Raw genomic sequence first — 24,089 nt, forward strand, 5'->3', positions numbered from 1 at the left:
TAACGCCGGTCGAGTCGTGGTGCGGGCGATCGTTTGGCACGATGGGCGTTTGTGAGCACTCCCGCCGAAACGCCCGCCGACGACACGCAGCCGGCACCCTGGTGGTCCGACGCCGTCTTCTACCAGATCTATCCCCGCTCGTTCGCCGACGCGAACGGTGACGGTGTCGGCGACCTCCACGGAGTGCGGGACAAGCTGGGATACCTCGAACTGCTCGGTGTCGACGCCCTCTGGCTGAGCCCGGTCATGCGCTCCCCGATGGCCGATCACGGTTACGACGTGTCCGATCCCCGTGACATCGACCCGCTGTTCGGTGACCTCGCGAGCATGGACGCCCTGATCGAGGCCGCGCACGCGCGGCAGATCAAGGTGACGATGGACCTGGTGCCCAATCACACCAGCGTCGAGCACGAATGGTTCCGCGCCGCCCTGGCGTCGCCGCCGGGCAGTCCCGAACGGGACCGATACATCTTCCGCGACGGTCGCGGTGAGGACGGCGCGGAGCCGCCCAACAACTGGCCGAGCATCTTCGGCGGGCCGGCGTGGACGCGGATCACCGAGGCCGACGGCAAGCCCGGCCAGTGGTATCTGCACATCTTCGCGGCGGAGCAGCCCGACCTGAACTGGGATAACCCGGAGGTCGTCGACGATCTCACGAAGACGCTCCGGTTCTGGCTGGACCGCGGCGTCGACGGATTCCGCATCGACGTCGCGCACGGCATGGCCAAGCCGGAAGGTCTGCCGGACCACGACTGGTCCGCCAACGAACTGCTGCAGAACTCCGATGGCGATCCGCGGTTCGACAACCCCGCGGTCCACGACATCCACCGCGGCATCCGCAAGGTCCTCGACGAGTACCCGGGCACGATGGCCGTCGGGGAGATCTGGGTTCGAGACAACGAACGCTTCGGCGAGTACATCCGGCCCGACGAACTGCACCTCGGGTTCAACTTCCGGCTGGCCGAGGCCGAGTTCTCGGCGGAGACGGTGCGGGAGGCGATCGAGAACTCCCTGACCGCCGTCGACCAGGTGGGCGGGACACCCACGTGGACCCTGTCGAACCACGACGTCGAACGGGAAGTCACCCGGTACGGCGGCGGCGAGATCGGCACGGCACGCGCCCGGGCCATGATCCTCGTCGAACTGGCGTTGCCCGGTGCGGCGTTCCTGTACAACGGTGCCGAACTCGGCCTGCCCAACGTCGACCTCCCCGATTCGGCGTTGCAGGATCCGGTGTGGGAACGATCCGGTCACACCGAACGCGGCCGCGACGGCTGCCGTGTGCCCGTGCCGTGGGAAGGCACCGAACCACCGTTCGGGTTCAGCACCGGCGAGCCCTGGCTGCCGATGCCCCCCGAATGGGCGGACCTCACCGTCGAGGCGCAACTCGAGGACGTCACGTCGACGCTGTCGCTGTACCGTGCAGCACTCGAACTGCGCTCGCTGCGTCCGGAGTTCTCCGGTCCCGGGGTCGACTGGTACGGGAGCCCCGCGGGCTGCTTCGCCTTCCGCAGGCGCGGCGGACTGATCTGCGCCCTCAACGCCACCGACGCGCCGATCTCGCTGCCACCCGGTGAGGTGCTGCTCAGCAGCGCGCCGCTCGTCGAGGGGCAGCTCCCACCGAACGCGGCTGCGTGGCTCATCTGACCCGCACTCCCGCAGTTGCGGCGGTCGTCGCAGCATCGATCCTGTTCGCCACCACGGGAACCGCGCAGGCCCTTGCGTCCCGCGCCCTCGGATACGACCTCGACCCACTGGCCGTCGGCTCGGCCCGGGTCGTGGCCGCGGGCGCGCTCCTCGCGGCGTTCGCGGCGCTGCGCGGCGGACTCGGGTTCGGTGACGGCCCCGGGATTCGCCGATATGCGCCCGCCGTGTGGGGCGGGATCGGGGTCGCGGCGTACCAACTCGGATTCTTCACTGGCGTGCAGAGCGCCGGAGTGGCCGCAGGAACCATGATCGCGCTGGGTTCGGGACCCGCGTTCACCGGCGCGCTGCAATGGGCGGTGCACCGTCACCGCCCCGGCCCGGTGTGGGCCGTGTCCACCGTCATCGCCGTCGCCGGCATGGCGTTGATCGTGGCGGGCACGACCGGCGGCTCCGACTCGTCCGGGATCCTGGCGGGTGCGCTGCCTGCGCTGATCGCCGGTCTCGGGTACGCCGCCTACACGGTCGCCGGGTCGTCGCTGCTCGCGGCGGGTTCGAGTCCCGAGGCGGCGATGGGACAGATGTTCGGTCTCGGTGGACTGTTCCTGATCCCCGTGCTCGTCGCGACCTGGCCGGGCGGCCTCGACACCGGGGCGGGCGCCGCGGCCGCCGTGTATCTGGCGATCGTCCCGACCGTGCTGGCGTATCTCCTGTTCGCCGCCGGTCTGCGGCGGCTGCCACCCGCGACGGTCGCGACGCTGACCCTCACCGAACCGGTGGTCGCGGCACTGCTCGGGACCGCGGTGCTCGGCGAGCAGCTGACCCTGGTCGCGGGGCTGGGCATGGCGGCCGTCGTCGCGTCGCTCGCCGTGCTGGCCACCAGCACGCTGCGGTCCGGCTGACGGCGCGCTACCGCGCGACCGACAACGGAATCCCCCCACCGCGGTGCCGGTAGATCGACCCGAACCGGGCGTCCACCCGCAGCCACGACGCGGTGGCACGCACCCGGACCAGTTCGGAGGCGTCGATGCGCTCGAGGTCGATGTCGGCGGTCAGCCGATCCGAGCCCGCGTGCGGAACGAACCCCATCGCGGTGAGAGCGAACACCACCCGCATCGGGATGCCGACCGTGTGCTCCGCGCCCGCCACCTGCAGGACTTCCTGGTCGAGAAGTGATGCGGGTGGGCCGTGGCCGCTGCCGTGCTCCTGCGCCAGGGCCGCACCGCGCTGCGCGAGGTCGACGAGAACACGCGCCGGGACGTCGTCGACGTGAACGAAGCCCTCCGCCGGAGGCAGTGCGCCCCGCCACGCCGAATCCATCGAGAAACCCGGATCGATGTCGGCTGCGGTCGCCGCTTCGAGAGCGGCGAGCAGTTGGTCGCCGGCAGCCGACGTGTCGTCGGGGGTGATGGTCCCCGCGACCGTGCGCACCGCCAGCGCGTCGAAACCGGTTGCCGCCCAGATCGTCAGGCGGCCGGGTCCGCGTTGACGCAGACGCACCACCGTCGACTCGTCCAACCGGACCACCCTCGTGAGGAATGTGGCGAGATCACCGCGCTCAGTGGCGTCCGGGATCGACAGGACGCGCTCATACACGCTGCCAGCTCTCCAGGTACGCCCGCTCGACGTCGGTGATTCTGCGCAGGCGCTGGGTGTCGATGTCGAACGCCGCGATCTGCGTCGACGCGATGATGGACGGCGCGACCGAGACGTCGACGCCCTTCGGTCGGACCTCGTAGTTGATCGTGAAATCGACCGCGCGCACCTTCTCCACCCACATCAGGACGTCGAGCGGTGAATCGCTGTGCCGGAGTTGCCCGCGGTAGCGCACATGGAGGTCCGCGATGACCGCGCCGTCACGCAACGTCACGGTCGGACGGTCGTCCTCGAACAGCCAGGGAATCCGCGCCTCCTCCAGCAACGTCACCATCCGTGCGTGGTTGATGTGCTGGAAGACGTCCATGTCCGACCACCGAACTTCGACCTCCGCGTGAAAGCCCTCGCTCAACGTCATACCTCCGATCGGGTGCCCATACCTCGCACCATGCTGCGTACCTGACGCGCCGCCACCGAGAGCGTCGCGAGGTCAAGGGTCCCAGACTCGAATATTTCGGTGAGAGCGGACCTCGCCCTGGCCAGCCGGGACGCGTTCGTCGACTCCCAGTCGTCGATCTTCTCCTGCGGCGTCTCGTGAGGTTCACCACCCAGGAGCACTTCCATCGTGAGCTGACGCAGCGAACTGTAGAGGTCGTCGCGCAACGCGAGACGGGCCAGCGAATGCCAGCGGTCACCCCGCGCGAGAGTGGACACGGCGCTCAGCAGCCAGTCGATGCCGAGGTGCGCGTCGAGCTCGTAGTACAGCTCGGCGACCTCGTCGATGTCGCGTTCGGCGATGTCGGCGATGTCGCTGATGTCGAGCAGACAAAACTTGTCCAGAAGCCGGAACACCTCGAACGCGAGGTCCTCGGGCGCGCCGCGGACGACGAGGGGCCGCGCCCGCGTCTCCACGTCGGCGAGCTGATGCCCCCGCACGAGCTGCGGCACCCTCGGCGAGAGTGCACGGAAGTCGGCCGAGTACCGGGCGATCTCGGCGCCAACGGCGAGGGGCTGAGGCCGGTTGGTCAGGAACCAGCGGGACGCGCGGTCGAGAACTCGGCCGGACTCGAGAATCAGGTCGTCCTCGATGTCCGCCGCGATGTTCGCCGACCGGATCCTCGACCACAGCTCCGGCAGGGCGAAGATCTCGGTGACCGCCGCGTAGGCGCGGATGGCGTCGGTGCTGCTCGCACCCGCCTCGTCCGCCAACCGGTACGCGAAGGTGATACCGCCGTTGTCGATGGTCTCGTTCGCGAGCATCGTCGCCACGATCTGCCTGCGCAGAGGATGCGCCTTGATCGCGGTGCGGAACCGCTTGCGCAACACCGTCGGGAAGTACCGCGGCAGCCGCGGCGCGAACGTCTCGCTGTCGGGCAGGTCCGTCGCGAGGAGGTCGTCCTTGAGCGCGAGTTTCACATGCGCGGTGAGGGTCGCGAGTTCCGGAGACGTCAGGCCCTGACCGGCCTGCCTGCGTCGGGCGATCTCCTCGTCGGTGGGCAGGGCCTCGAGCTTCCGGTCGAGTCCGCGACGCGACGCCAGGTGCTCGATCTGGCGGCGATGCACGGTCAGCATCGGAACCGCGCTGGTCCGGGAGACACCGAGGAGATCGTTCTGCGCGATGTTGTTCGCGAGTACGAGTTGGGCCACCTCGTCGGTCATCGACGCCAGCAGAGGATTGCGTTCCTCCCGCGGCAGCCCGCCGCTGCTCACCAGCGAGTCCAGCAGGATCTTGATGTTCACCTCGTGATCGGAGCAGTCGACGCCCGCGGAGTTGTCGATCGCGTCGGTGTTGATCCGGCCACCGTTCTGGCTGTACTCGATCCGGCCGAGCGCCGTCACCCCGAGGTTGCCACCCTCGCCGACCACCTTCGCCCGCACCTCGTTGCCGTCGACGCGCACGGAGTCGTTGCTCTTGTCGCCCACCATCGCGTTGGTCTCGGTGGACGCCTTGACGTACGTGCCGATGCCACCGTTCCACAGCAGGTCCACCGGGGCACGCAGGATCGCCCGGACCAGTTCCGGCGGGGAGAGTTCGGTGACGGCGTCGTCGAGTCCGAGCGCGGCACGCGCGGCGGCACTGATCGGGACCGATTTGCGGGTCCGGTCCCACACGCCCCCGCCCTCGCTGATGATGCTGGTGTCGTAGTCGGCCCACGACGACCGGGGCAACGCGAACATCCGCGACCGCTCCGCGAACGACCGGGGGGCGTCGGGATCGGGGTCGAGGAAGATGTGCCGGTGGTCGAACGCCGCCACCAGCCGGATGTGTCGGCTCAGGAGCATGCCGTTTCCGAACACGTCGCCGCTCATGTCGCCAACGCCGACCGCGGAGAAGTCCTGGGTCTGGGTGTCGACGCCCATCTCCCGGAAGTGCCGTTTCACGCTCTCCCAGGCACCGCGCGCGGTGATGCCCATCCCCTTGTGGTCGTACCCGGCCGACCCACCGGACGCGAACGCGTCGCCGAGCCAGAATTTGTACTGCTCCGCAACAGAATTGGCGAGGTCGGAGAATTTCGCGGTGCCCTTGTCCGCGGCCACCACGAGATACCGGTCGTCGCCGTCGCGACGCACCACCCGGGCCGGGGGCACGATCTCCCCCGACACCTGATCGACGTTGTCGGTGAGGTCCAGGAGCCCGCAGATGAATGTGCGGTAGCAGTCCTGGCCCGCCTCGAGAGCGGCGGCGCGGTCGGCCGCCGCGTCCCCCGAGGGCGTCGGCGGATTCTTGACGACGAAGCCGCCCTTCGCGCCGACCGGGACGATCACCGCGTTCTTCACGGCCTGGGCCTTCGCCAACCCCAGGATCTCGGTGCGGAAATCCTCACGCCGGTCCGACCAGCGCAACCCGCCGCGGGCGACGGATCCGAACCGCAGGTGCACACCCTCGACGTCGGGTGAGTACACGAAGATCTCGTACTTCGGGCGGGGCTTCGGCAGTTCCTGGATCGAGGTCGGATCGAGCTTGATCGACAGGTATGTGGGCGGCTCCCCGGTCTCGCCGACGACGAAGTAGTTGGTGCGCAGCGTCGACTTGATCAGCCCGAACAGACCGCGCAGGATGCGGTCCGCGTCGAGGCTGACCACGGCGTCGATGTACTCCCGCAGACGGGTGTCGAGTTCGGACACCAGATCGGGTGAGGGCGTCTCCGGATCGAACATCGCCTCGAACAACTCGACGAGTGTGTACGCCGAACGGGGATTCGCCAGCGCAACCCCCTCGATGTGGAACTGACTGTACGGAAACCCGGCCTGACGCAGGTACTTTGCGTACGTCCGCAGGATCACGGCCTGCCGCCACGACACTCCCGCCCGCAGGATCAGCTCGTTGAACCGGTCGGCCTCCGCCCGCCCGAACCAGACGGCGGTGAAGGCATCGGTGAACCGTTCCTGAAGCTTCGGTGCGGCGGCCGACGCCTCCTCGGCGGCGAGTTCGGCATCCAGGTCGTCCTCCACCGAGGAGCGGAGCAGCTCCGCGGGCACCGACAACCCGAAATCGTAGATCCAGCAGGTCAACCCGTCCGGCCGCGGAATCAGATAGGGCCGTTCGTCGAGCACCTCCACACCCAGGCTCTGCAGCACCGGAAGCACCTGGCTCAACGAAATGCCGTCCCCGCCCACGTACAGGGTGAATCGCCAGTGCCCGACCTCCGCCCCGGGATCGCGGTAGAGCAGCAGATCGATGGAACCGTCTTCGAGCGCCTCCAGCCTCGCGAGATCCGACAACGCGCGTGTGGCGTCGAAATCCTCCTTGTACCCCTCGGGCAGGACGGCGGCGTAACGCTGCGCCAGAACGGGATCCACACCGGTGGTCACCGGGAGGAGGTCGCCGAGATGGTCGTCCCAGCTGCGGCTCGCCTCGGCCAGCATGGCCTGGACCCGTTCGCGGTCGGCGTCCGAGAGGTCGAGCCGAGACCCCATCTGTTCGGTGCTCTTGCGGATCGTCACGTGCAGCAACGCCAGGTCGGATTCCGTGACGCGCGCGGTGTATTCCAAAGTGCCGCCACCGAATTCCCGCAGCAGGATGTCCTGCATCGCGAGCCGGACCCGGGTGGTGTACCGGTCGCGGGGCAGGTAGATCAGGCAGGAGACGAATCGTCCGAGAAAGTCCTCGCGCACGAACAGACGCACCTGACGCCGGAGCCCGATGCTGTGCACGGCGGTCACCGTGTCGAAGAGTGTGTCGGCGTCGCTCGAGAAAAGCTCGGTGCGCGGGAACGACTGGATGACCTCCAGCATCGCCTGCCCCGAATACGAATTCAACTGGAACCCGGCCCGGTCGATCACCTTGCGCACCCGGCGAGCGATCACGGGAATGTCGAGGACGTTCTCGTGCAGCGCCGTGACCGTGAAGACCCCGAGAAAACGGTGCTCACCGGTGATGTTGCCGTTCTCGTCGAGAATGCTCACGCCGACGAAGAACGGGTAGACCGAGCGGTGCACGGTCGCGGGGAACGAGCCCTGCGTGAGCACGAGCAGGGGACGGTCGGGGATCTCGGCGGCCGGCGGCAGACTCAGCGGGCCTTCGGTGACCGCGTCGGAGCGCAGCAGTCCGAGACCGCTGCCCGGCACCACCTGCAGGCTGCGGGCGCCGGAGCTGTCGGGCTCCCCCAGTTCGAAGCGGCGGTAGCCCAGCGCCGCATAATTGCCCTGCGACATCCACCGCAGCAGATCGGCGCAGTCCTCCAGGTCGTCCTTAGACACGCCGGGACAGGGTGCGGACGTCTCGAGTTCGTCGGCGAGTGTCCGCTCGAGCTTGCGCATGATGTCGGTGTCCCGGACCACCTGGCGCACGTCGGCGAGGACGGTGCCGACTTCCTTCTCGAGTGTGTCGAGAACCGCGGAGTCGGTACGGGGATCGAGTTGGACGTGAATCCACGACTCGGCGAGGCTGCCCTCGTCGGCATCCTTGGCCGTGTCTCCCATGAGGATTTCGCGCAGTGCACCGATCGGATCGCGCCGGACCGAGACGATGGGGTGCACGAATTCGCTGATCCCGATGCCCAGGCGGTTCAGCAGCGCGGTGATCGATTCGACGAGCAGCGGCATGTCGTCCGTCACGATCTGCAGGGACGCACCGAGTTCGTGCCCGTCACCCGGGCGGTAGACGCGGGTGACCGCGCGCTCCGGCGGACGGTGCAGGGCAAGTGTCAGATGCGCGCCGAGCACGGCCTCGGAGGCGCCGTTGACGGCGCTCTCGCTGTCACCGCGATCGACGTGACGGAAATACACGGCTGCGAGAGTCGGCACCTGCGACCGGAGACCTTCGGGCAGATTCCGCGCCCACTCCGCATCTTTCAGTGCTGCCGATTCCGTCATCGGGGCTCACTTCCTCTGTTCCGATCGCCGCGGGCAACTCTCTCGAGACTAGCCCGCGGCGATGGGAACAGAGGGTGAACTTCGGGCACCCCGCGTGCCGGATCCGTCAGCCGGTGGTCACCGGCGCGAGGTACCGCTCGAGCGCGTCCCGTTCCGCCTCGGAGAGCGGACGCGAGCGTTCGGTCTTCGCGTCGAACGCCACCATCAGGGCGTCGCCCGTCGCGCAGCGGACCCCGTCGCGGTTCGTGACGATGTGCCGGATCGTGTACGACGAATTGCCGACGTGGAGCACCGACACGTCGATCGTCAGCGGACCGGAAGCGTCGGTGACGGGACGCAGGAATTCCACGTCCATCTTGCGCACCACCGTGGCGCCCGCCCGGGCTCCCACCGACTCCAGCTCCGACGACAGGAAATGCACACGTGCTTCCTGCATGTACTCGACGAAGCGGGTGTTGTTGACGTGACCCAGCCGGTCGGAGTCACCCCACCGGACCTGGATCTCGTACGTGAAGACCTTCGACTCCGCCAAGGGTCAGTCCCTCGTGAGCTTGCGGTGCGTCACCCGGTGCGGACGTGCCGCGTCCGGTCCGAGCCGCTCGACCTTGTTGGCCTCGTAGCCCTCGAAGTTGCCCTCGTACCAGTACCAGGCGGCTTCGTTGTCGCCGAAGCCACCCTCCCACGCGAGGATGTGCGTGCAGGTGCGGTCGAGGAACCAGCGGTCGTGGGAGATCACGACGGCGCAGCCGGGGAACTGCTCGAGGGCGTTCTCCAGCGAACCGAGGGTCTCGACGTCGAGGTCGTTGGTCGGTTCGTCGAGCAGGATCAGGTTTCCGCCCTGCTTGAGCGTCATCGCAAGGTTCAGGCGGTTGCGCTCACCACCGGAGAGGACGCCCGCCGGCTTCTGCTGATCGTGGCCCTTGAACCCGAACGAGCTGATGTAGGCGCGCGACGGCATCTCCGTCTGGCCGACCACGATGTGATCGAGACCGTCGGAAACGACCTCCCACACCGTCTTGTCAGGGTCGATGCCCGTGCGGTTCTGGTCGACGTAGCTGAGCTTGACCGTCTGACCGATCTTCACCTCACCGGCGTCCGGCTCCTCGAGCCCGACGATGGTCTTGAACAGCGTCGTCTTACCGACACCGTTGGGGCCGATCACGCCGACGATGCCGTTGCGCGGCAGGGTGAACGACAGGTCCTTGATCAGGACCCGGCCGTCGAAGCCCTTGTCGAGGCTCGAGACCTCGACCACGACGTCGCCGAGTCGCGGCGGCGCCGGGATCTGGATCTCGTCGAAGTCCAGCTTGCGGGTCTTCTCGGCTTCGTTGGCCATTTCCTCGTAGCGGTCGAGGCGGGCCTTGTTCTTGGCCTGACGGGCCTTCGCTCCCGAACGGACCCAGGCCAGCTCCTCCTTGAGGCGCTTCTGCAGCTTCTGGTCCTTCTTGCCCGCGACCTCGAGCCTCGCGGCCTTCTGCTCCAGGTAGGTGGAGTAGTTGCCCTCGTAGGGATACAGGCGGCCGCGGTCGACCTCACAGATCCACTGGGCGACGTGGTCGAGGAAGTACCGGTCGTGGGTGACGGCCAGGATCGCGCCCGGGTAGGCGGCCAGGTGCTGCTCCAGCCACAGGACGCTCTCCGCGTCGAGGTGGTTGGTCGGCTCGTCGAGCAGCAGCAGGTCGGGCTTGCTGAGCAGGAGCTTGCAGAGGGCGACGCGGCGCTTCTCACCACCGGAGAGGTGAGTGACCATCTCCTCCGGCGGCGGACAGCGCAGGGCGTCCATCGCCTGCTCGAGCTGGGAGTCGATCTCCCACGCGTCGGCGTGGTCGAGCTTCTCCTGGAGCTCGCCCATCTCCTCCATCAGCTCGTCGGAGTAGTCGGTGGCCATCAGCTCGGCGATCTCGTTGTACCGCTTGAGCTGGACCATGGTTTCACCCAGGCCCTCTTCGACGTTCTCGCGAACGGTCTTGGTCTCGTCCAAGTGCGGTTCCTGCATGAGGATCCCGACGGTGGCACCCGGAGCGATGAACGCTTCACCGTTGCCCGGCTGATCCAGCCCCGCCATGATCTTGAGGATGCTGGACTTACCCGCGCCGTTCGGGCCGACCACACCGATCTTGGCGCCGGGGTAGAAGCTCATCGTGACGTCATCGAGGATGACCTTGTCACCGTGCGCCTTGCGCACCTTCTTCATCGTGTAAATGAACTCAGCCATGGGGCCAGCCTAATGGTGAAGTGCGATGAACCCACATCGCGGAGGGTCGGGGACGTGATCGGGGGCTTCGCAGGAAGAAGCCGCGGGCACCGGCGCCGCGGGCGCGGGGTCGGCGCCGATACCCGCTGGTGCGCTACGCGACGAGGGACCGAGTGGCGACCTGTTCCGTCGCCGGGGTCGGCGCACCCCCGTCCGCGGTTCTGGGCGCGCGCTCGAGGACGACCGTGCAGCGGGCGAGATCCGGTCCGATCGCGGTCGCGCTCAGCTCCAGGTCGGAGCGGGCGATTCCGTCCCGCGTCGTGTACTCCGTGGTGCGCAACTCGCCGGTCACGATGACCGGATCCCCCTTCGCGGTCGATTGGACGACGCCGGCCATCAGTCGCCGCCTGCAGGTCACCGTGAGGTAGAGCGTGCTCCCGTCGCGCCACTCGCCCGTCGCGTGATCGCGGCGCCGGACCGTGCTCGCCATCCGGAAATTGAGGAACTCGTCACCGGCCGCGTTCGACCGGGTGACCGGGCTGGTGATGACCGTTCCGACCACGGTGCCGTGTGTTTCGTACATTTCGCTCTACCCCCTGTGAGTGCGGCAAGGTGCCGTCACTCACAGCGTGCCGTCCGGATGGGAGATTGCCGGACGGCATCCGAAATCTGTGGAGAAACGGAGCGGGTGTGGAGAGAACAGCCGAAACGGCTGCTGACGCTCCGACGGTGTCGGAACCACGTGCTAGCGGTCAGTGTCCGGCTTCTCGGTCCCGTCGCGCCAGTTCCGCGAACATCGCGTTGTGCGCTGCCAGGTCGGCATCGTCGTCGCGGTCGGCGGCCCGGTCGACCCGCCGCGCCGTGCGGCCGTCGCTGCGGGACCACTGGATGAGCAGCGCCATCATCACCAGCACCAACGGGATCTCGCCGGTCGCCCACGCGATGCTGCCACCCAGTTGCTGGTCACCGACCAGGTCGGCGTTCCAGCCCAGTCCGAGCGACCGGTAGTACCACTCGCCCATCACCGCCCCCATGCTCATCAGCGCCACACCGAAGAACGCGTGGAACGGCAGCGAGCCGAACACCATCGCGAGCTTCGTCACCGGCTGAAATTTGCGCGGCGAGGGATCGACGCCGATGGCGACCCAGTAGAAGAGGTAGCCGCTCAGCAGGAAGTGCAGGTTCATCAGGACGTGCGCGGAGTGCGAGTCGACGGCGGCCTCGAAGATCCCGCCAAGGTACAGGGCGTAGAAACCGCCCACGAACAGCACGGCCGCGACGACGGGATGGGTGATGAATCGGGAGAACGGGCTGTGCAGCGCCGTCAGGATCCACTCGCGCAGACCCGGCACACCATTCTTGCCCGCCGGATCGAGGGCACGCAGGGCGAGGGTGATCGGCGCACCGAGCACCAGCAGGACCGGGGTCAGCATCGACAGTGCCATGTGCGCGCCCATGTGCACGCTGAACACGGCCGGTGAATAGCGCCCGACACCCGACGACGTCGCCACGAGGAGCACCACGCATCCGCACATCCACGCGACGGTCCGGCCCACGGGCCAGCTGTCGCCGCGACGCCGGAGTTTGCGCAATCCGAGCGCGTAGACGACGACCAGCACTATCGCGGCGGTGCCGTAGAGGAGGTCGAATCGCCAGTCCAGCATCAGCCTGGAGAACGTCGGCGGCCCCGCCAGGTTGTAGCCGAGTTCCACCTCCGTCAGGGTGGGCGCCGCGGTCGGAGGGGGCGGGGGTGTGCGACCGAGCCCGACGGCGAGACCGATCGTCGCGGCGAACACCATGGCCTCCGCGCCGGCGAACCGGATCAGGTTGCCGCGGCCGGCCGGGTCCTTCTGCAGCGCGGGCAGGGCCCGTCGACGCTGCGCCCAGCCGAAGACCCCCAGGATGACGAGCGCCACGATCTTCGCGACCACCAGGCGTCCGTACGTGGTGTCGACGAGGTCACCGATCTGGACGCGAACCAGCGCGTTCACCACGCCACTGATCGCCATGACGACGAAGCAGACCGTCGCGACCGCGGAGAACCGGCGCGCCGCCACATCGGTGTAGGCGCCGCGCCTGCGCGCGTGGGCGAGGAGAGCGAACAGGCCGCCCGCCCACAGCGACGCAGCGACCAGGTGCAGGATCAGACTGTTCGTCGCCATGTCGTGCGAGCCGCCCGACGACGAGTGCCCCGTCAACGCGAGCGGCATCAGCCCGAGGATGCCGACGACCAGAAGGATCGGCGTCCACCACCAGCGCAGCACGAGCCGGGACGCGATCGCGAGGACGATCGCGATGATCGCGGTCCAGCGCCAGGCGCCGGCGAGTTCGACCTGATCGATCGAATTGAAGATATTGGCCGGTTCGACCGCCTCGGCGAAGGGTTGCCCGGACGTGTCCGACAACGTCAGCGGGACCAGGACGAGGGCGGTCGCGGCCCACACGATCGCGGCGTACGACGCCGTCCGGACCGCGCGGTAGCCGTCCACGTCCAGGACACCGGATTTCTGCGGCGGCACGAAGAACGCCGCGAGCAGCAGCGATCCGATGGTGATGACGGCAGCGATCTCCGACACGGCCCGCATCGCGGGCAGTCCGTAGGTGGTGATCGGGCCGGGATCCGGAATTCCCAGCAGCACGAGCGCCTGAGCAGCGGAAAGTCCGACGACGATTGCCGCTACCAGGCCGGCGATGAGTCCGCCGACGACGAACAGGGCGGTCGAATCGGCGCGATTCGGGGGTTTCGATGCCGGGTCGGACGGCGCGAGCTGGGGTGTAGCCATACATCAAGGGTAGGACCTACGACAGGCCGTCGGAGACGCGAGGGTTCCGTCGCCGATCCGGTTACCGTCGACAGGGACTGTCCCGAGGGAACGAAAGGCTGAGATGGCCGAGTTTCTGATCATCGCCGTGGCGCTGTTCTTCGCGGGCATGGGTGTGTACGGTCTCGCCGCACCTGCCCGGCTGGTCGCCCCGTTCGCCCTGTCCGCGGATTCGGCGACCTCCCGCGCCGAGGTGCGCGCGGTCTACGGCGGCTTCGGTGTCGCGGTGGCGGCCCTACTGTTCTTCGCTGCTTTCGACGCGCACGGCATCCGATCCGCCGCCTCGGTGACCGTGGCCGTCGCCCTGCTGGGGATGGCATTCGGCCGGATCGTGTCGGTCGTCGCCGACCGGCCGGCCCGCTTCTACCCGGTGTGGTTCTACTTCGTGGTCGAGCTCGTCCTGGCAGGACTTCTGCTCTCCGGGGCAGCCCTGGGCTCATGACGCGGACACCCCAGCCCCGGTCGGAGCGCTCGGAGCGGCAGGTAATATTTGCTGCGCGCCTCCGTAGCTCAGGGGATAGAGCAAGAGCCTTCTAATCTCTTGGTCGCAGGTTCGAATCCTGCCGGGGGCACTCATCCGACGGAACACCGACAGACGAAAACCCCCGACCACCTGGACGAACAGGGATCGGGGATTTCGTGTCAGCAATTCAGGTGCGCTCCGCTGGCCCCTCCGTGGATAGGGAAAATGTGGATCGATGACCTGCCCTGGTAGGTCGACTGCACTGGCATCGGGAGCGGGTGAGAGCGCAGGATTTTCATGTGTGCGTTGCGGTCGACCCCGATCCGTCTGTGGTGCCGGTGAGCCTGCGTGTCAGCATGGTGGCGGAGGGCCAATCTTCATCCGCGGGAACCGTGGAATGTTGCCTTCGAGCACGAGTAAGAGAGTTCTGTCTTCATCCCGCCCTCCCCGCAACGCGCACCCGAACGAGCGAATACGTGCCACCAGTGACGGAGAGAGGGTGATCGGCGATGGAAGTGGTGCACCCCCGGTGCGCGGGACTCGACATCTCCAAGAAGGACGCGAAGGTGTGCGTGCGGATCCAGGGCCGCGGCAGCAGGCGCACCTCGGCGACGGTGACGACGTGGGGCGCGATGACCAACCAGATCCTTGCCCTGCGCGAGCACCTGGTCCAGCAGAAGGTCACCTGCGTGGTGATGGAAGCAACCGGCAACTACTGGAAACCCTATTTCTATCTCCTCGAGGACACTCTCGAGGTGATGCTCGTCAACGCCCACGACGCCCGAAACATGCCGGGCCGCAAGAGCGATGTGTCCGACGCCGCCTGGCTGGCCGACCTCGGCGCGCACGGATTGTTACGCGGGTCACTGGTGCCGCCGCCACCGATTCGCCGTCTGCGTGACCTCACCCGTGCCCGCACCGCGCTGACCCGCGACCGCGCCCGGCAGGGGCAACGAATCGAGAAGGTCCTCGAGGACGCCGGGATCAAACTGTCCTCGGTCGCCACCGACATCATGGGGGTCTCCGGTCGAGCGATGCTCGACGCCCTCATCGACGGCCGTGACGATCCCGCCGTCATCGCGGGGCTGGCCAAGGGACGGATGCGGTCGAAGATCCCGGTATTGGCCGAGGCACTGACCGGACGATTCACGCCCCACCACGCGTTCTTGATCAGCATGCACCTGACGCTGATCGACCAGTACGGGCAGGCTCTCGGTGAGCTCGACACCAGGATCGCCGAGGCGGTGGAACCTTTTCAGGCGGCCCGGGACTTGCTGACGAGCATCCCGGGTTTCTCGACGACCGTCGCTGAGGTAGTCCTCGCCGAAACCGGCGGCGACATGCGGGTGTTTCCCACCGCCGGGCACCTCGCGTCCTGGGCCGGCACCGCACCCGGATCGCACGAATCCGCCGGCCGGGTCAAGTCCACGAAGACCAGACCGGGCAACCGGCACCTCGAGGGTGCCCTCGGCACCGCGGCGCTGTCCGTGTCCCGCTCGAAGGGCACCTTCTTCTCGGCCAAGTACAAGCGGATCGCGTCCCGCCAAGGTCCGATGAAGGCGCTCGTCGCCGTGCAGCATGCCATGCTCGTCGCCGCCTGGAACATGCTCACCAACGGTGACCTCTACCGCGACCCCGGACCCGACTACTACACCCGACGCGTCCCCACGAAGACCAGGGCCCGGGCCATCGGCCAGCTCGAATCACTGGGCTACCGCGTCATCCTCGAACCCGCAGCCGGCACCGCATAACCACACGCCGACCACGCCAGCCCACCGGGACATCGGCGGGTCACCCCCGCCCGCCCTCACCCGCGGTGGTCACCTAATTTTCGTAAGAGTCCTTCAGGAACGCCAGCAGGTCGGCGTTGATCGTCTCCGCCTGTGTGGTGGGCATGCCGTGCGGGAAGTCCTGGTACGTCTTCAGCGAGCCGTTCGCGAGAAGCTTCGCGGACAATGGTCCCGCGTCGGCGTAGGGAACGATCTGGTCGTCTTCGCTGTGCATCACCAGCACCGGCACCGTGATCTTCTTCAGATCCTCGGTGAAATCGGTCTGCGAGAAGGCCACGATGCCGTCGTAGTGGGCCTTGGCCCCGCCCATCATCCCCTGGCGCCACCAGTTCGCGATGATCGCTTCCGAGGATTCCACGCCTGGTCGGTTGAATCCGTAGAACGGTCCCGACGGCAGGTCGCGATAGAACTTCGAGCGATTGGCGGCGAGCTGTGCCTGCAAGTCGTCGAACACGTCTTTGGGAAGGCCTCCCGGGTTCGCCTCGGTCTTCACCATCAGCGGCGGTACCGCGCTGATCAGTGCGGCCTTCGACACCCGGCTCTCCCCGTGCCGCGCGAGATAGTGCACCACCTCGCCGCCGCCCGTCGAGTGGCCGACGTGGATGGCGTCCTGCAGGTCGAGATGCGCGGTCAGCTCCGCGAGGTCGTCGGCGTAGTGGTCCATGTCGTGGCCGTCGCCGGTCTGTGTCGAGCGCCCGTGACCGCGCCGATCGTGGGCGATGACGCGATAGCCGTGCTGGAGGAAGAACAGCATCTGTGTGTCCCAGTCGTCGGCCGACAGCGGCCAGCCGTGGCTGAACACGATGGGTTGACCGGTTCCCCAGTCCTTGTAGAAGATCTCCGTGCCATCCTGGGTAGTGATCGTGCCCATGTGGTTGCCTTCCTTGACCGCTCTGGGGATGACGCTGATGTGGACGCAATTTCAGTACATCAAAGTTCGGTACGTCGCAGGGCGGCTTCGACCGGCAGCATCCTGTACGACCGTCTGATAGGTATTGCGCCCGTCGTCCGTACCCAGAGTTCCGTACTCGCGGGTAACAAACCGACCAATTAGTCTTGTTCGCGCATCGCCCCAACCCGACGGGGCAAGGGTGCACCGGGACCCGCCACCATCCTCCGCGAGTGGCGGGTTCCCGGGTTCAGCCGCCTTACTCGCGCATCCGGTGTCAGCTCTCCGGCGGAACCTCGAACACCAGCAGGGTGCTGCTCGCGGTGGCGACGAGACGGCCCTGCGAGTCGGTGACCTCCCCTTCTGCGAACGCAATCCGGCGACCCGCCTTCTTCACGACGCCGGTGGCCGTGAGGACTCCGGAGTCCCGGGTCGCCCCGCGGATGTAGTTGACCTTGATCTCGACCGAGGTGTAGCCCCACCCGGCGGGCAACGTGGTGTGCACGGCGCAGCCGGCGACCGAATCGAGCAGGGTGCACACGGCGCCACCATGGATGGCGCCGATCGGGTTGTACTGCGACTCGTCGGGGTCCAGCGCGAAGACGACCCTTCCGGGCTCGGCCTCGAGGAAGCGCAGGTTCATCAGGCTCGCGATCGGCGGTGCGGGAATGTCGCCGCCGAGGATCGCCCGCAGGTACCCGAGGCCGTCGAGTTCTCGCGCCTTCCGCGCCGGACCCGCCGGGTCGCGCCATTCGACGGTCCTCGACCGCACCTCTCCCCACTCCGCGTCCGCCACGCCCTCGACAGTCGACACCGCGCCGTTTCCGGACTCGCTCACTATGCCGCCCCCTGCTGCGCCGGCTGCGGATAGAGGACGTCGAGGTCGCCCGACAGTGCCGCCTTGACGGTGCGGGAGGTGTCGTCCGCGAGGACTTCGTGGGCGCCGGACTCGATGCCGTCGAAGGCCAGTCGCGCGACCTCGGCCGCGGAGATCTTCGGCACGTCCAGTCCGCTCGTCATATCGGTGTCCATGTACCCGAGGTGCAGCCCGACCACCTGGATGTTCTGCGCCGAGAGTTCGGCACGCATCGCGTTGGTGGCACTCCACAGGGCGGCTTTCGAGACGCTGTACGAGCCGCCGACGGCCAGCCAGGACAGGACGGAGTGCACGTTGAGGATGGCGCCGCCCCCATTGGCGGCGATGATCGGTGCGAGCACGCGAGTGACGTTGAGCGGGCCGTAGAGGTTGGTTTCGAGTTCACGGCGCATTCCGTCGAGATCACCCGTGAGCGGCGACTCGCCGATGAGGATGCCGGCGTTGTTGATCAGGACGCCGAGGTCCCCCACGTGCTCCGCTGCGGCGTAGACCGATTCGGGGTTCGTGACGTCCAATGCGACGGGCACGACCCGCGGATGCTCCTCGATCGTCGACGTATCACGCGCCGACGCATAGACCGTTCGCGCTCCTCGCGCGAGCGCCTCGGCGACGAAGGCACGTCCGAGCCCGCGGCCGGCCCCGGTGACCAGCACCGTTCGATCTTGAATCATGGTCATGACGACCCCTTCGAGTGAGTAAGTCTGCTTTTCCAACCAACTACGTTCACGACAGTAATTCCTATTAGTTGGAAAACACAACCCTCTATGATGGAGAGCATGAACAACGGCGACACCGAGCGAGCGACACCCGAGATCGTCATGGACCGCATGCCACTGGCGCCGAGACCCTGCGCGATCGCCGCCACTATGGAACTGATCGGCGACCGCTGGTCCATGCTCGTGATCCGCGAACTGAGCTATGGGGTGCACCGCTTCGACCGGATTGCCGGGTACATCGGCGTCTCGCGCGACATCCTCACCGCGCGACTGCGCAAGCTCGAGGAGGTCGGCGTCATCGAACGCAGGCAGTACTCCGAGCACCCTCCCCGCTTCGAGTACCACCTCACCGCGGCGGGCGAGGACCTGCGACCGCTGCTGCTCTCCTTGTTCCAATGGGGCAGCAAGTGGGCCGTCGACGAGGCCCCGTCGGTGCTCGTGCACGAATGCGGGCACTCACTGGAGCTGGAACACCGCTGCGCGCACTGCGGCGAGGCAGTCGAGAACACCTCTGTCGCAATGCATTCCCGCACACCACCGGCGAAGTCCTGACCTCTCCACCCAGCCCGATACAGGACGCCCGACATCGGGTCTATAGTTTTCAAAGTAAACGTCAGGTAACGAATTCCTCACACGTCAGGCAGGTGGGTCTGTGTCAACGCGCGACCAGGTAGCAGAGATCTACGAGCAGGTCCGCCTGCGGAACGCCGGCGAACCCGAGTTCCACCAGGCAGCCGCCGAGGTCTTCGAGTCGCTGCAGGTCGTGCTCGACCACCACCCCCACTACGCTGACTCCGGATTGATCGAGCGGCTGTGCGAGCCCGAGCGTCAGATCATCTTCCGGGTGCCGTGGGTCGACGACTCCGGCAACGTGCACGTCAACCGCGGTTTCCGCGTGCAGTACAACAGTGTGCTCGGCCCCTACAAGGGCGGCCTGCGGTTTCACCCCAGCGTGAACCTGGGAATCGTGAAATTCCTCGGGTTCGAGCAGATCTTCAAGAACGCCCTCACCGGACTTCCGATCGGCGGCGGCAAGGGTGGTTCCGACTTCGACCCCAAGGGTCGCTCGGAGGCCGAGATCATGCGGTTCTGCCAGTCGTTCATGACCGAACTGCATCGCCACATCGGCGAGTACACCGACGTCCCGGCAGGTGACATCGGCGTCGGCGGGCGCGAGATCGGCTACCTGTTCGGCCAGTACAAGCGCCTCACCAACTCCTACGAGTCCGGGGTCCTCACCGGTAAGGGCCTCACCTGGGGTGGCTCGCAGGTGCGTCGCGAGGCGACCGGGTACGGCGTCGCCTACTTCGTCGCCGAGATGCTGAAGGCGGCGAACAGCTCACTGGACGGCAAGACCGTCGTCGTCTCCGGGTCCGGAAACGTCGCGATCTACGCGATCGAGAAGGTGCACCAGCTCGGCGGAATCGCGATTGCGAGCTCCGATTCCTCCGGATACCTCGTCGACGAGAAGGGCATCGACCTCGAGCTCCTGAAGGAGATCAAGGAGGTGCGGCGCGGACGGATCAGCGAGTACGCGGACACGGTGCCGCACGCCCGGTTCGTGCCGAACGGATCCATCTGGGACGTGCCGTGCGACGTCGCGCTCCCCTGCGCCACCCAGAACGAACTCGACGAAGCGGCCGCCAAGACGCTGGTCGCGAACGGCGTGCAGGCGGTGGCCGAGGGCGCGAACATGCCCACGACCCCGCAGGGCGTCCAGGTGTTCCGCGATGCCGCGGTGGCGTTCGCGCCGGGCAAGGCGGCCAACGCGGGCGGCGTCGCCACGTCGGCGCTCGAGATGCAGCAGAACGCATCCCGCGACTCGTGGGGCTTCGAATACACGGATGAGCGGTTGGCCGGAATCATGCGCGGCATCCACGAGCGCACCGTGGCCACGGCCGCCGAGTACGGCATGCCGGGCGACTACGTGCACGGTGCGAACATCGCCGGTTTCGTGAAGGTGGCTGACGCCATGATCTCGCTCGGGGTCATCTAGCAGAAGCGACGGGTGGGGCGCGGCCGTCGCCGTCCCCAACCCACCGTTCGACGACGCGAATGCGTCAGCTCACCTGACACTGGGCCCGACCCCATTCGACCCAGCACATCTGATTGACGTCGGGCCTGGGGTTCTTGGTGGGCAGCGGCTGGGAACAGCCGGTCTGGCAGATCGGCTTGGCCGACGCCATGCCGACGGCACCGGTCAGCGAAATGGCAAGGGCTGCAAAGCCGGCGAGCGCGATACGCGCTGTGGTGGAGATTATGATGGGGGACAGGGATTCCTTTCGAGGTGCGGTTACGTGCTGCACCCAGCATCGGCCGGAGCCCTGCCCGCAGAAAGGCCGCCGAGGGTGCAATGAACACACCCTCGGCGGCCGGATCTCTACCCTCGGCGATACGCCCGGTCGGCTTACTCAGTCGACCGGTTCGGCCTCGCCCTCGTCGTCGCGGGCCTTCTTCGCGGCCTCGCGCATCTCGATACCGTCGGACACCCAGTCACCGATCTCCCGGGTGACGTCCCGGACGGCGCCCGCGATGATCGTCGCGATCTGGCCCACGTGCGTAGCCGCGGACTCCGTCAGTTCCTGCACGGTGTCCTTGCGCCGCTCGAACTTCCCCACCATGTGTTTCGCCTCTCAGGCTGCAGTCTTCTGCCGCTCGACGATAACACCGGGAGGGGTGTCGGACGAGACGAGACCGGGCGGCAGTGCGAACTTGAAGATCTTCCCCCACACGGAGCCGATCTGCTTGAAGAAGCCACCGGTGTTGTAGGGCAGCCCGTGCTTCTCGCACAGCGCCTTCACGACGGGTGCCATCTCCGGGTACCGGTGGGCGGGCAGGTCCGGGAACAGGTGGTGCTCGATCTGGTGCGACAGGTTGCCCGACATGATGTGGAACAGCGGGCTCCCCTCGATGTTTGCGCTTCCGAGCATCTGCCGGACGTACCACTCGCCGCGAGTTTCCTCCGCGGTCTCGTCCTCGGTGAAACTCTGCACGCCGGTGGGGAAATGGCCGCAGAAGATGATGGAGTACGCCCACACGTTGCGGATCAGGTTGGCGGTCACATTGCCGAGCAGTGTGGGGACGAACAGTGGCCCGGTGAGCGCCGGGAAGATCACGTAGTCCTTGAGCACCTGCCGACCGGCCTTGCGCCACCAGCCCTTCAGCAGCGGCTTGACGTCGTGCCACTTCCGCTTGCCCTGGATCACGTTCTCCGCTTCCAAGTCGTGCATCATGACGCCCCACTCGAACAGCATCATCAGGAAGAAGGCGTAGACCGGGTTCCCGAGATAGTACGGGTTCCACTTCTGTGCCTCGTCGATCCGCAGGATGCCGTAGCCGATGTCCCGGTCCCGGCCGAGGATATTGGTGTACGTGTGGTGCATGTAGTTGTGGGAATGCTTCCACTGATCGGCCGGGCAGACGGTGTCCCACTCGAACACGCGGGAGTTCAGGCCCGGTTCACGCATCCAGTCGTACTGGCCGTGCATGACGTTGTGGCCGATCTCCATGTTGTCGAGGATCTTCGACACACCGAGGGCACCGACCCCGGCGATCCAGGCCGGCGGGAAGAAGCCGAGATACATCAGCCCGCGGCCGGCGACCTCGAATCCCCTCTGCGCCTTGATGATCTTGTAGATGTATTCGCGGTCCTCGGCGCCGAGGTCCGCAACCGTCCGGTCGCGGAGGGCATCCAGTTCCCGGCCGATCTCTTCGACCTGGTCGTGACTGAGCACCACCGGGGCGTCGTTACGGGAACCGTCGGAGCCGTCGACGAACGGGAGGAACGAGAGTGAGAGTCCAAACATGTCGGTCTCCAAGCGTTGAATGTCTTGTGAAAGTCAGATGTCGAGGGCGACGTCGCCCACCGGAACCGAGACGCACAGCTGGATCGCCTTGTCCGGATCGGTGTCGGTGTCGCCGGTGCGGACGTTCTTGGTGCACCCCGACTTCTTCACCGTCGTGCAGGAGAAGCAGATGCCCATCCGGCACCCGTACTCGGGATGGAGCCCGGCGGCCTCTGCCTGTTCGAGCAGCGTCGCGCCGGAATTGTCCGCGGTGACACCGCTGGCGGTGAAGGACACCTCGCCACCGGCCGCACCCTCCGCCGGGGCTGCGGCGGGAGCGAATTCCTCGGTGTGCAGACGGTCCTCGATGCCGAGTTCGCGATACACCTCCCGAACGCCACGCATCAGTCCGGGCGGGCCGCACAGGAAGGTTTCGGCGTCCGCGTACCAGGGCGCCACAGCGTCGAGGTGCTCCTGACCGAAGAACCCGTGGAGATGACCGCCGGTCTCCTGATCGGTGTACGCCAACACGAGGGAGACGTTCGCGTTCGCGTCCGCGAGTGCGCGTAACTCGTCGAGGTACGCGACGTCGTTTTCGGTGTACGCGTAGTGCAGAAAAGTGATGCTGCCGACGTGCTGCTCGTCGACGAGGGTGCGCAGCATCGACAGAACCGGGGTGATTCCGCTGCCTCCGCTCACCAGCAGGAGCCGGCACGGACGCGGAGACGGAAGGGTGAATTCTCCCGCCGCCTGAGACAGGTCGAGCACGAGACCGGGACGCGCGTGCGCGTGCAGGTACTGCGAGACCAGACCGTCGGGATGCGCCTTGATCGTCAGCTCGACGAGCCCGTCGGTGGACGCCTGTGCATTGGCCGGTGAGTAGCACCGGGTGTGCCGAACCCCGTCGATCACGACGCCCACCTGCACGAACTGCCCCGCACGGAATCCGCGCCACTGACGGGTGGGACGCAGCGTGAGGGTAACGGTGTCGGCGGTGGACCGCCGGACCTCGATCACTTCGGCTCGCAGGTCGCGCACGGTGACCATGGGAGTGACGAGTTCGAGGTAGCGGTCGAGCTGGTGCGGAGTGGCCATCGCCTCGAACAACGACAGCAGCGAGAACCTGCGTCCCTCCGCCGGACGACTGGTGTGGGCAACTGACACGTCAGCCTCCTCCTTTTGAGTGCACGGTTGTACACTGACAATAGTGTGACAGAGAGAGACAGGAACTTGTCAATCGGAATGTGACCGCACGCACACCCCAGACAGGGATCGGATACGCATGTCGGATGACGAGTACGAGCACCCGGAGATGACGGTCGTCGGCACCGCCGCGAATACACTCACTGCCGTGAGTCAGTCGACCGGCGCCGAACCGGAGAGCAGGGCAGCCCGCAAGGAGCGCACGAGGAAGGCTCTCCTGGACGGCACGCTCGAACTCATGGCGGACCGCAGTTTCGCCGGCGTGAGCCTCCGCGAGATCACCCGCACCGCGGGAATCGTGCCCACCGCGTTCTACCGCCACTTCGCGTCCATCGAGGAGCTCGGCGTGGTGCTCGTCGAGGAGGGCATGCGGATGCTGCGGCAGATGCTCCGCGACGCCCGGCGCACCCCGAGCACCAAGAGCGCGGGCGCATCCCTCGACATCCTCGTGCGGCAGGTCCGCACCCACGAGGCGCAGTTCCGGTTCCTCAGCCGCGAACGCTACGGCGGCGTCCCGGAAATTCGCCGGGCAATCGCGACCGAGATGAAGCTGTTCGTCAGCGAACTCACGGTGGACCTGTCCCGCATCGACGGTCTGCAGTCCTGGGACCACGACGACCTGGAGATGGCGGCCGACCTGATCGTGTCCACCATGTTCGCCGTCGTCGTCGATCTACTCGAGGCCGAGCGTCCCGGAAGCCGAGGTGAGGCTGAGGTGGTCGCGCGCGCCGAACGGCAACTGCGCCTGATCATGCTCGGCATGAGCGGGTGGAATCCCGGGAAGTAGTCGCGCT

20 protein-coding genes and 1 tRNA gene are annotated in these 24,089 nt (G+C 67.1%); 8 read left to right on the top strand and 13 right to left on the bottom strand.

Annotated elements, in window-relative coordinates; translation table 11 throughout:
* Positions 1-51: 51 nt before the first annotated feature.
* On the top strand, positions 52-1,647 hold the full coding sequence (locus tag PSR88_RS07040) for a glycoside hydrolase family 13 protein (RefSeq protein WP_016879917.1): 1,596 nt from the start codon (positions 52-54) through the stop codon (positions 1,645-1,647).
* The gene (locus PSR88_RS07045; RefSeq protein WP_011594423.1) at positions 1,635-2,546 is read left to right on the top strand and encodes a DMT family transporter; all 912 of its coding nucleotides are present in this window, start codon (positions 1,635-1,637) and stop codon (positions 2,544-2,546) included. The genes PSR88_RS07040 and PSR88_RS07045 overlap by 13 nt, the downstream gene beginning before the upstream one ends.
* A 7-nt stretch (positions 2,547-2,553) precedes the next feature.
* Here the strand turns inward: PSR88_RS07045 and PSR88_RS07050 are convergent, their stop codons facing one another.
* The 7 genes from PSR88_RS07050 to PSR88_RS07080 all read right to left on the bottom strand — a co-directional run bounded on the left by PSR88_RS07050 (position 2,554) and on the right by PSR88_RS07080 (position 13,533).
* A complete protein-coding gene (locus PSR88_RS07050; RefSeq protein ID WP_009474092.1) occupies positions 2,554-3,240 on the bottom strand; it encodes a hypothetical protein in 687 nt (228 codons plus the stop codon).
* The gene (locus tag PSR88_RS07055) at positions 3,233-3,658 is read right to left on the bottom strand and encodes an acyl-CoA thioesterase (RefSeq protein WP_009474093.1); all 426 of its coding nucleotides are present in this window, start codon (positions 3,656-3,658) and stop codon (positions 3,233-3,235) included. The genes PSR88_RS07050 and PSR88_RS07055 overlap by 8 nt, the downstream gene beginning before the upstream one ends.
* On the bottom strand, positions 3,655-8,556 hold the full coding sequence (locus tag PSR88_RS07060) for an NAD-glutamate dehydrogenase (protein ID WP_011594425.1): 4,902 nt from the start codon (positions 8,554-8,556) through the stop codon (positions 3,655-3,657). Before PSR88_RS07060 ends, PSR88_RS07055 begins: the two co-directional genes overlap by 4 nt.
* 106 nt (positions 8,557-8,662) lie before the next feature.
* Complete coding sequence (locus PSR88_RS07065; RefSeq protein ID WP_009474095.1) at positions 8,663-9,088, bottom strand: acyl-CoA thioesterase; 426 nt, start codon at positions 9,086-9,088, stop codon at positions 8,663-8,665.
* 3 nt (positions 9,089-9,091) lie between these two features.
* Positions 9,092-10,771 carry an energy-dependent translational throttle protein EttA gene (ettA, locus tag PSR88_RS07070; RefSeq protein ID WP_007296602.1) on the bottom strand — a complete coding sequence of 560 codons (1,680 nt, stop codon included), beginning with the start codon at positions 10,769-10,771 and terminating at the stop codon, positions 9,092-9,094.
* Positions 10,772-10,904: 133 nt separating this feature from the next.
* Positions 10,905-11,333 carry a single-stranded DNA-binding protein gene (locus PSR88_RS07075; RefSeq protein WP_016879916.1) on the bottom strand — a complete coding sequence of 143 codons (429 nt, stop codon included), beginning with the start codon at positions 11,331-11,333 and terminating at the stop codon, positions 10,905-10,907.
* 169 nt (positions 11,334-11,502) lie between these two features.
* Complete coding sequence (locus PSR88_RS07080) at positions 11,503-13,533, bottom strand: cytochrome c oxidase assembly protein (RefSeq protein WP_016879915.1); 2,031 nt, start codon at positions 13,531-13,533, stop codon at positions 11,503-11,505.
* A 103-nt stretch (positions 13,534-13,636) separates the two neighbouring features.
* Here PSR88_RS07080 and PSR88_RS07085 point away from each other — a divergent pair, with 103 nt between their 5' ends.
* The 3 genes from PSR88_RS07085 (at position 13,637) to PSR88_RS07095 (ending at position 15,786) form a co-directional block, all read left to right on the top strand.
* On the top strand, positions 13,637-14,014 hold the full coding sequence (locus PSR88_RS07085) for a DUF4345 family protein (RefSeq protein WP_011594427.1): 378 nt from the start codon (positions 13,637-13,639) through the stop codon (positions 14,012-14,014).
* Between the two features lie 57 nt (positions 14,015-14,071).
* A tRNA-Arg gene (locus tag PSR88_RS07090) sits at positions 14,072-14,144 on the top strand.
* Between the two features lie 400 nt (positions 14,145-14,544).
* Positions 14,545-15,786, top strand: a complete 1,242-nt coding sequence (locus tag PSR88_RS07095; RefSeq protein WP_011594428.1) for an IS110 family transposase — start codon at positions 14,545-14,547, stop codon at positions 15,784-15,786.
* A gap of 73 nt (positions 15,787-15,859) precedes the next feature.
* Here PSR88_RS07095 and PSR88_RS07100 read toward each other — a convergent pair whose 3' ends face one another.
* The 3 genes from PSR88_RS07100 to PSR88_RS07110 all read right to left on the bottom strand — a co-directional run bounded on the left by PSR88_RS07100 (position 15,860) and on the right by PSR88_RS07110 (position 18,268).
* Positions 15,860-16,696, bottom strand: coding sequence for an alpha/beta fold hydrolase (locus PSR88_RS07100; RefSeq protein WP_011594429.1), 837 nt, complete (start codon positions 16,694-16,696; stop codon positions 15,860-15,862).
* A 295-nt stretch (positions 16,697-16,991) separates the two neighbouring features.
* Positions 16,992-17,552, bottom strand: a complete 561-nt coding sequence (locus tag PSR88_RS07105) for a PaaI family thioesterase (RefSeq protein WP_011594430.1) — start codon at positions 17,550-17,552, stop codon at positions 16,992-16,994.
* The gene (locus PSR88_RS07110; RefSeq protein WP_011594431.1) at positions 17,552-18,268 is read right to left on the bottom strand and encodes an SDR family oxidoreductase; all 717 of its coding nucleotides are present in this window, start codon (positions 18,266-18,268) and stop codon (positions 17,552-17,554) included. Before PSR88_RS07110 ends, PSR88_RS07105 begins: the two co-directional genes overlap by 1 nt.
* An 87-nt stretch (positions 18,269-18,355) precedes the next feature.
* On the opposite strand from PSR88_RS07110, the gene PSR88_RS07115 reads away from it, so the two are divergent.
* Both PSR88_RS07115 and gdhA read left to right on the top strand, forming a co-directional pair.
* Positions 18,356-18,859, top strand: coding sequence for a winged helix-turn-helix transcriptional regulator (locus tag PSR88_RS07115; protein ID WP_011594432.1), 504 nt, complete (start codon positions 18,356-18,358; stop codon positions 18,857-18,859).
* 100 nt (positions 18,860-18,959) lie between these two features.
* Complete coding sequence (gdhA, locus tag PSR88_RS07120) at positions 18,960-20,303, top strand: NADP-specific glutamate dehydrogenase (protein WP_009474105.1); 1,344 nt, start codon at positions 18,960-18,962, stop codon at positions 20,301-20,303.
* Between the two features lie 415 nt (positions 20,304-20,718).
* Here the strand turns inward: gdhA and PSR88_RS07125 are convergent, their stop codons facing one another.
* The 3 genes from PSR88_RS07125 to PSR88_RS07135 are packed head-to-tail and all read right to left on the bottom strand — an operon-like array spanning position 20,719 to position 23,256.
* Complete coding sequence (locus PSR88_RS07125) at positions 20,719-20,928, bottom strand: hypothetical protein (RefSeq protein WP_009474106.1); 210 nt, start codon at positions 20,926-20,928, stop codon at positions 20,719-20,721.
* A 12-nt stretch (positions 20,929-20,940) separates the two neighbouring features.
* The gene (locus tag PSR88_RS07130; protein WP_009474107.1) at positions 20,941-22,113 is read right to left on the bottom strand and encodes a fatty acid desaturase family protein; all 1,173 of its coding nucleotides are present in this window, start codon (positions 22,111-22,113) and stop codon (positions 20,941-20,943) included.
* A 33-nt stretch (positions 22,114-22,146) separates the two neighbouring features.
* A complete protein-coding gene (locus PSR88_RS07135) occupies positions 22,147-23,256 on the bottom strand; it encodes a ferredoxin reductase (protein WP_011594434.1) in 1,110 nt (369 codons plus the stop codon).
* A 118-nt stretch (positions 23,257-23,374) separates the two neighbouring features.
* Here PSR88_RS07135 and PSR88_RS07140 point away from each other — a divergent pair, with 118 nt between their 5' ends.
* Entirely contained in the window at positions 23,375-24,082 is a 708-nt protein-coding gene (locus tag PSR88_RS07140) for a TetR family transcriptional regulator (RefSeq protein WP_009474109.1), read from the top strand.
* Positions 24,083-24,089: the final 7 nt, after the last annotated feature.

Source organism: Rhodococcus sp. DK176, assembly GCF_038447315.2.
Classification (GTDB): domain Bacteria; phylum Actinomycetota; class Actinomycetes; order Mycobacteriales; family Mycobacteriaceae; genus Rhodococcus_F; species Rhodococcus_F jostii_A.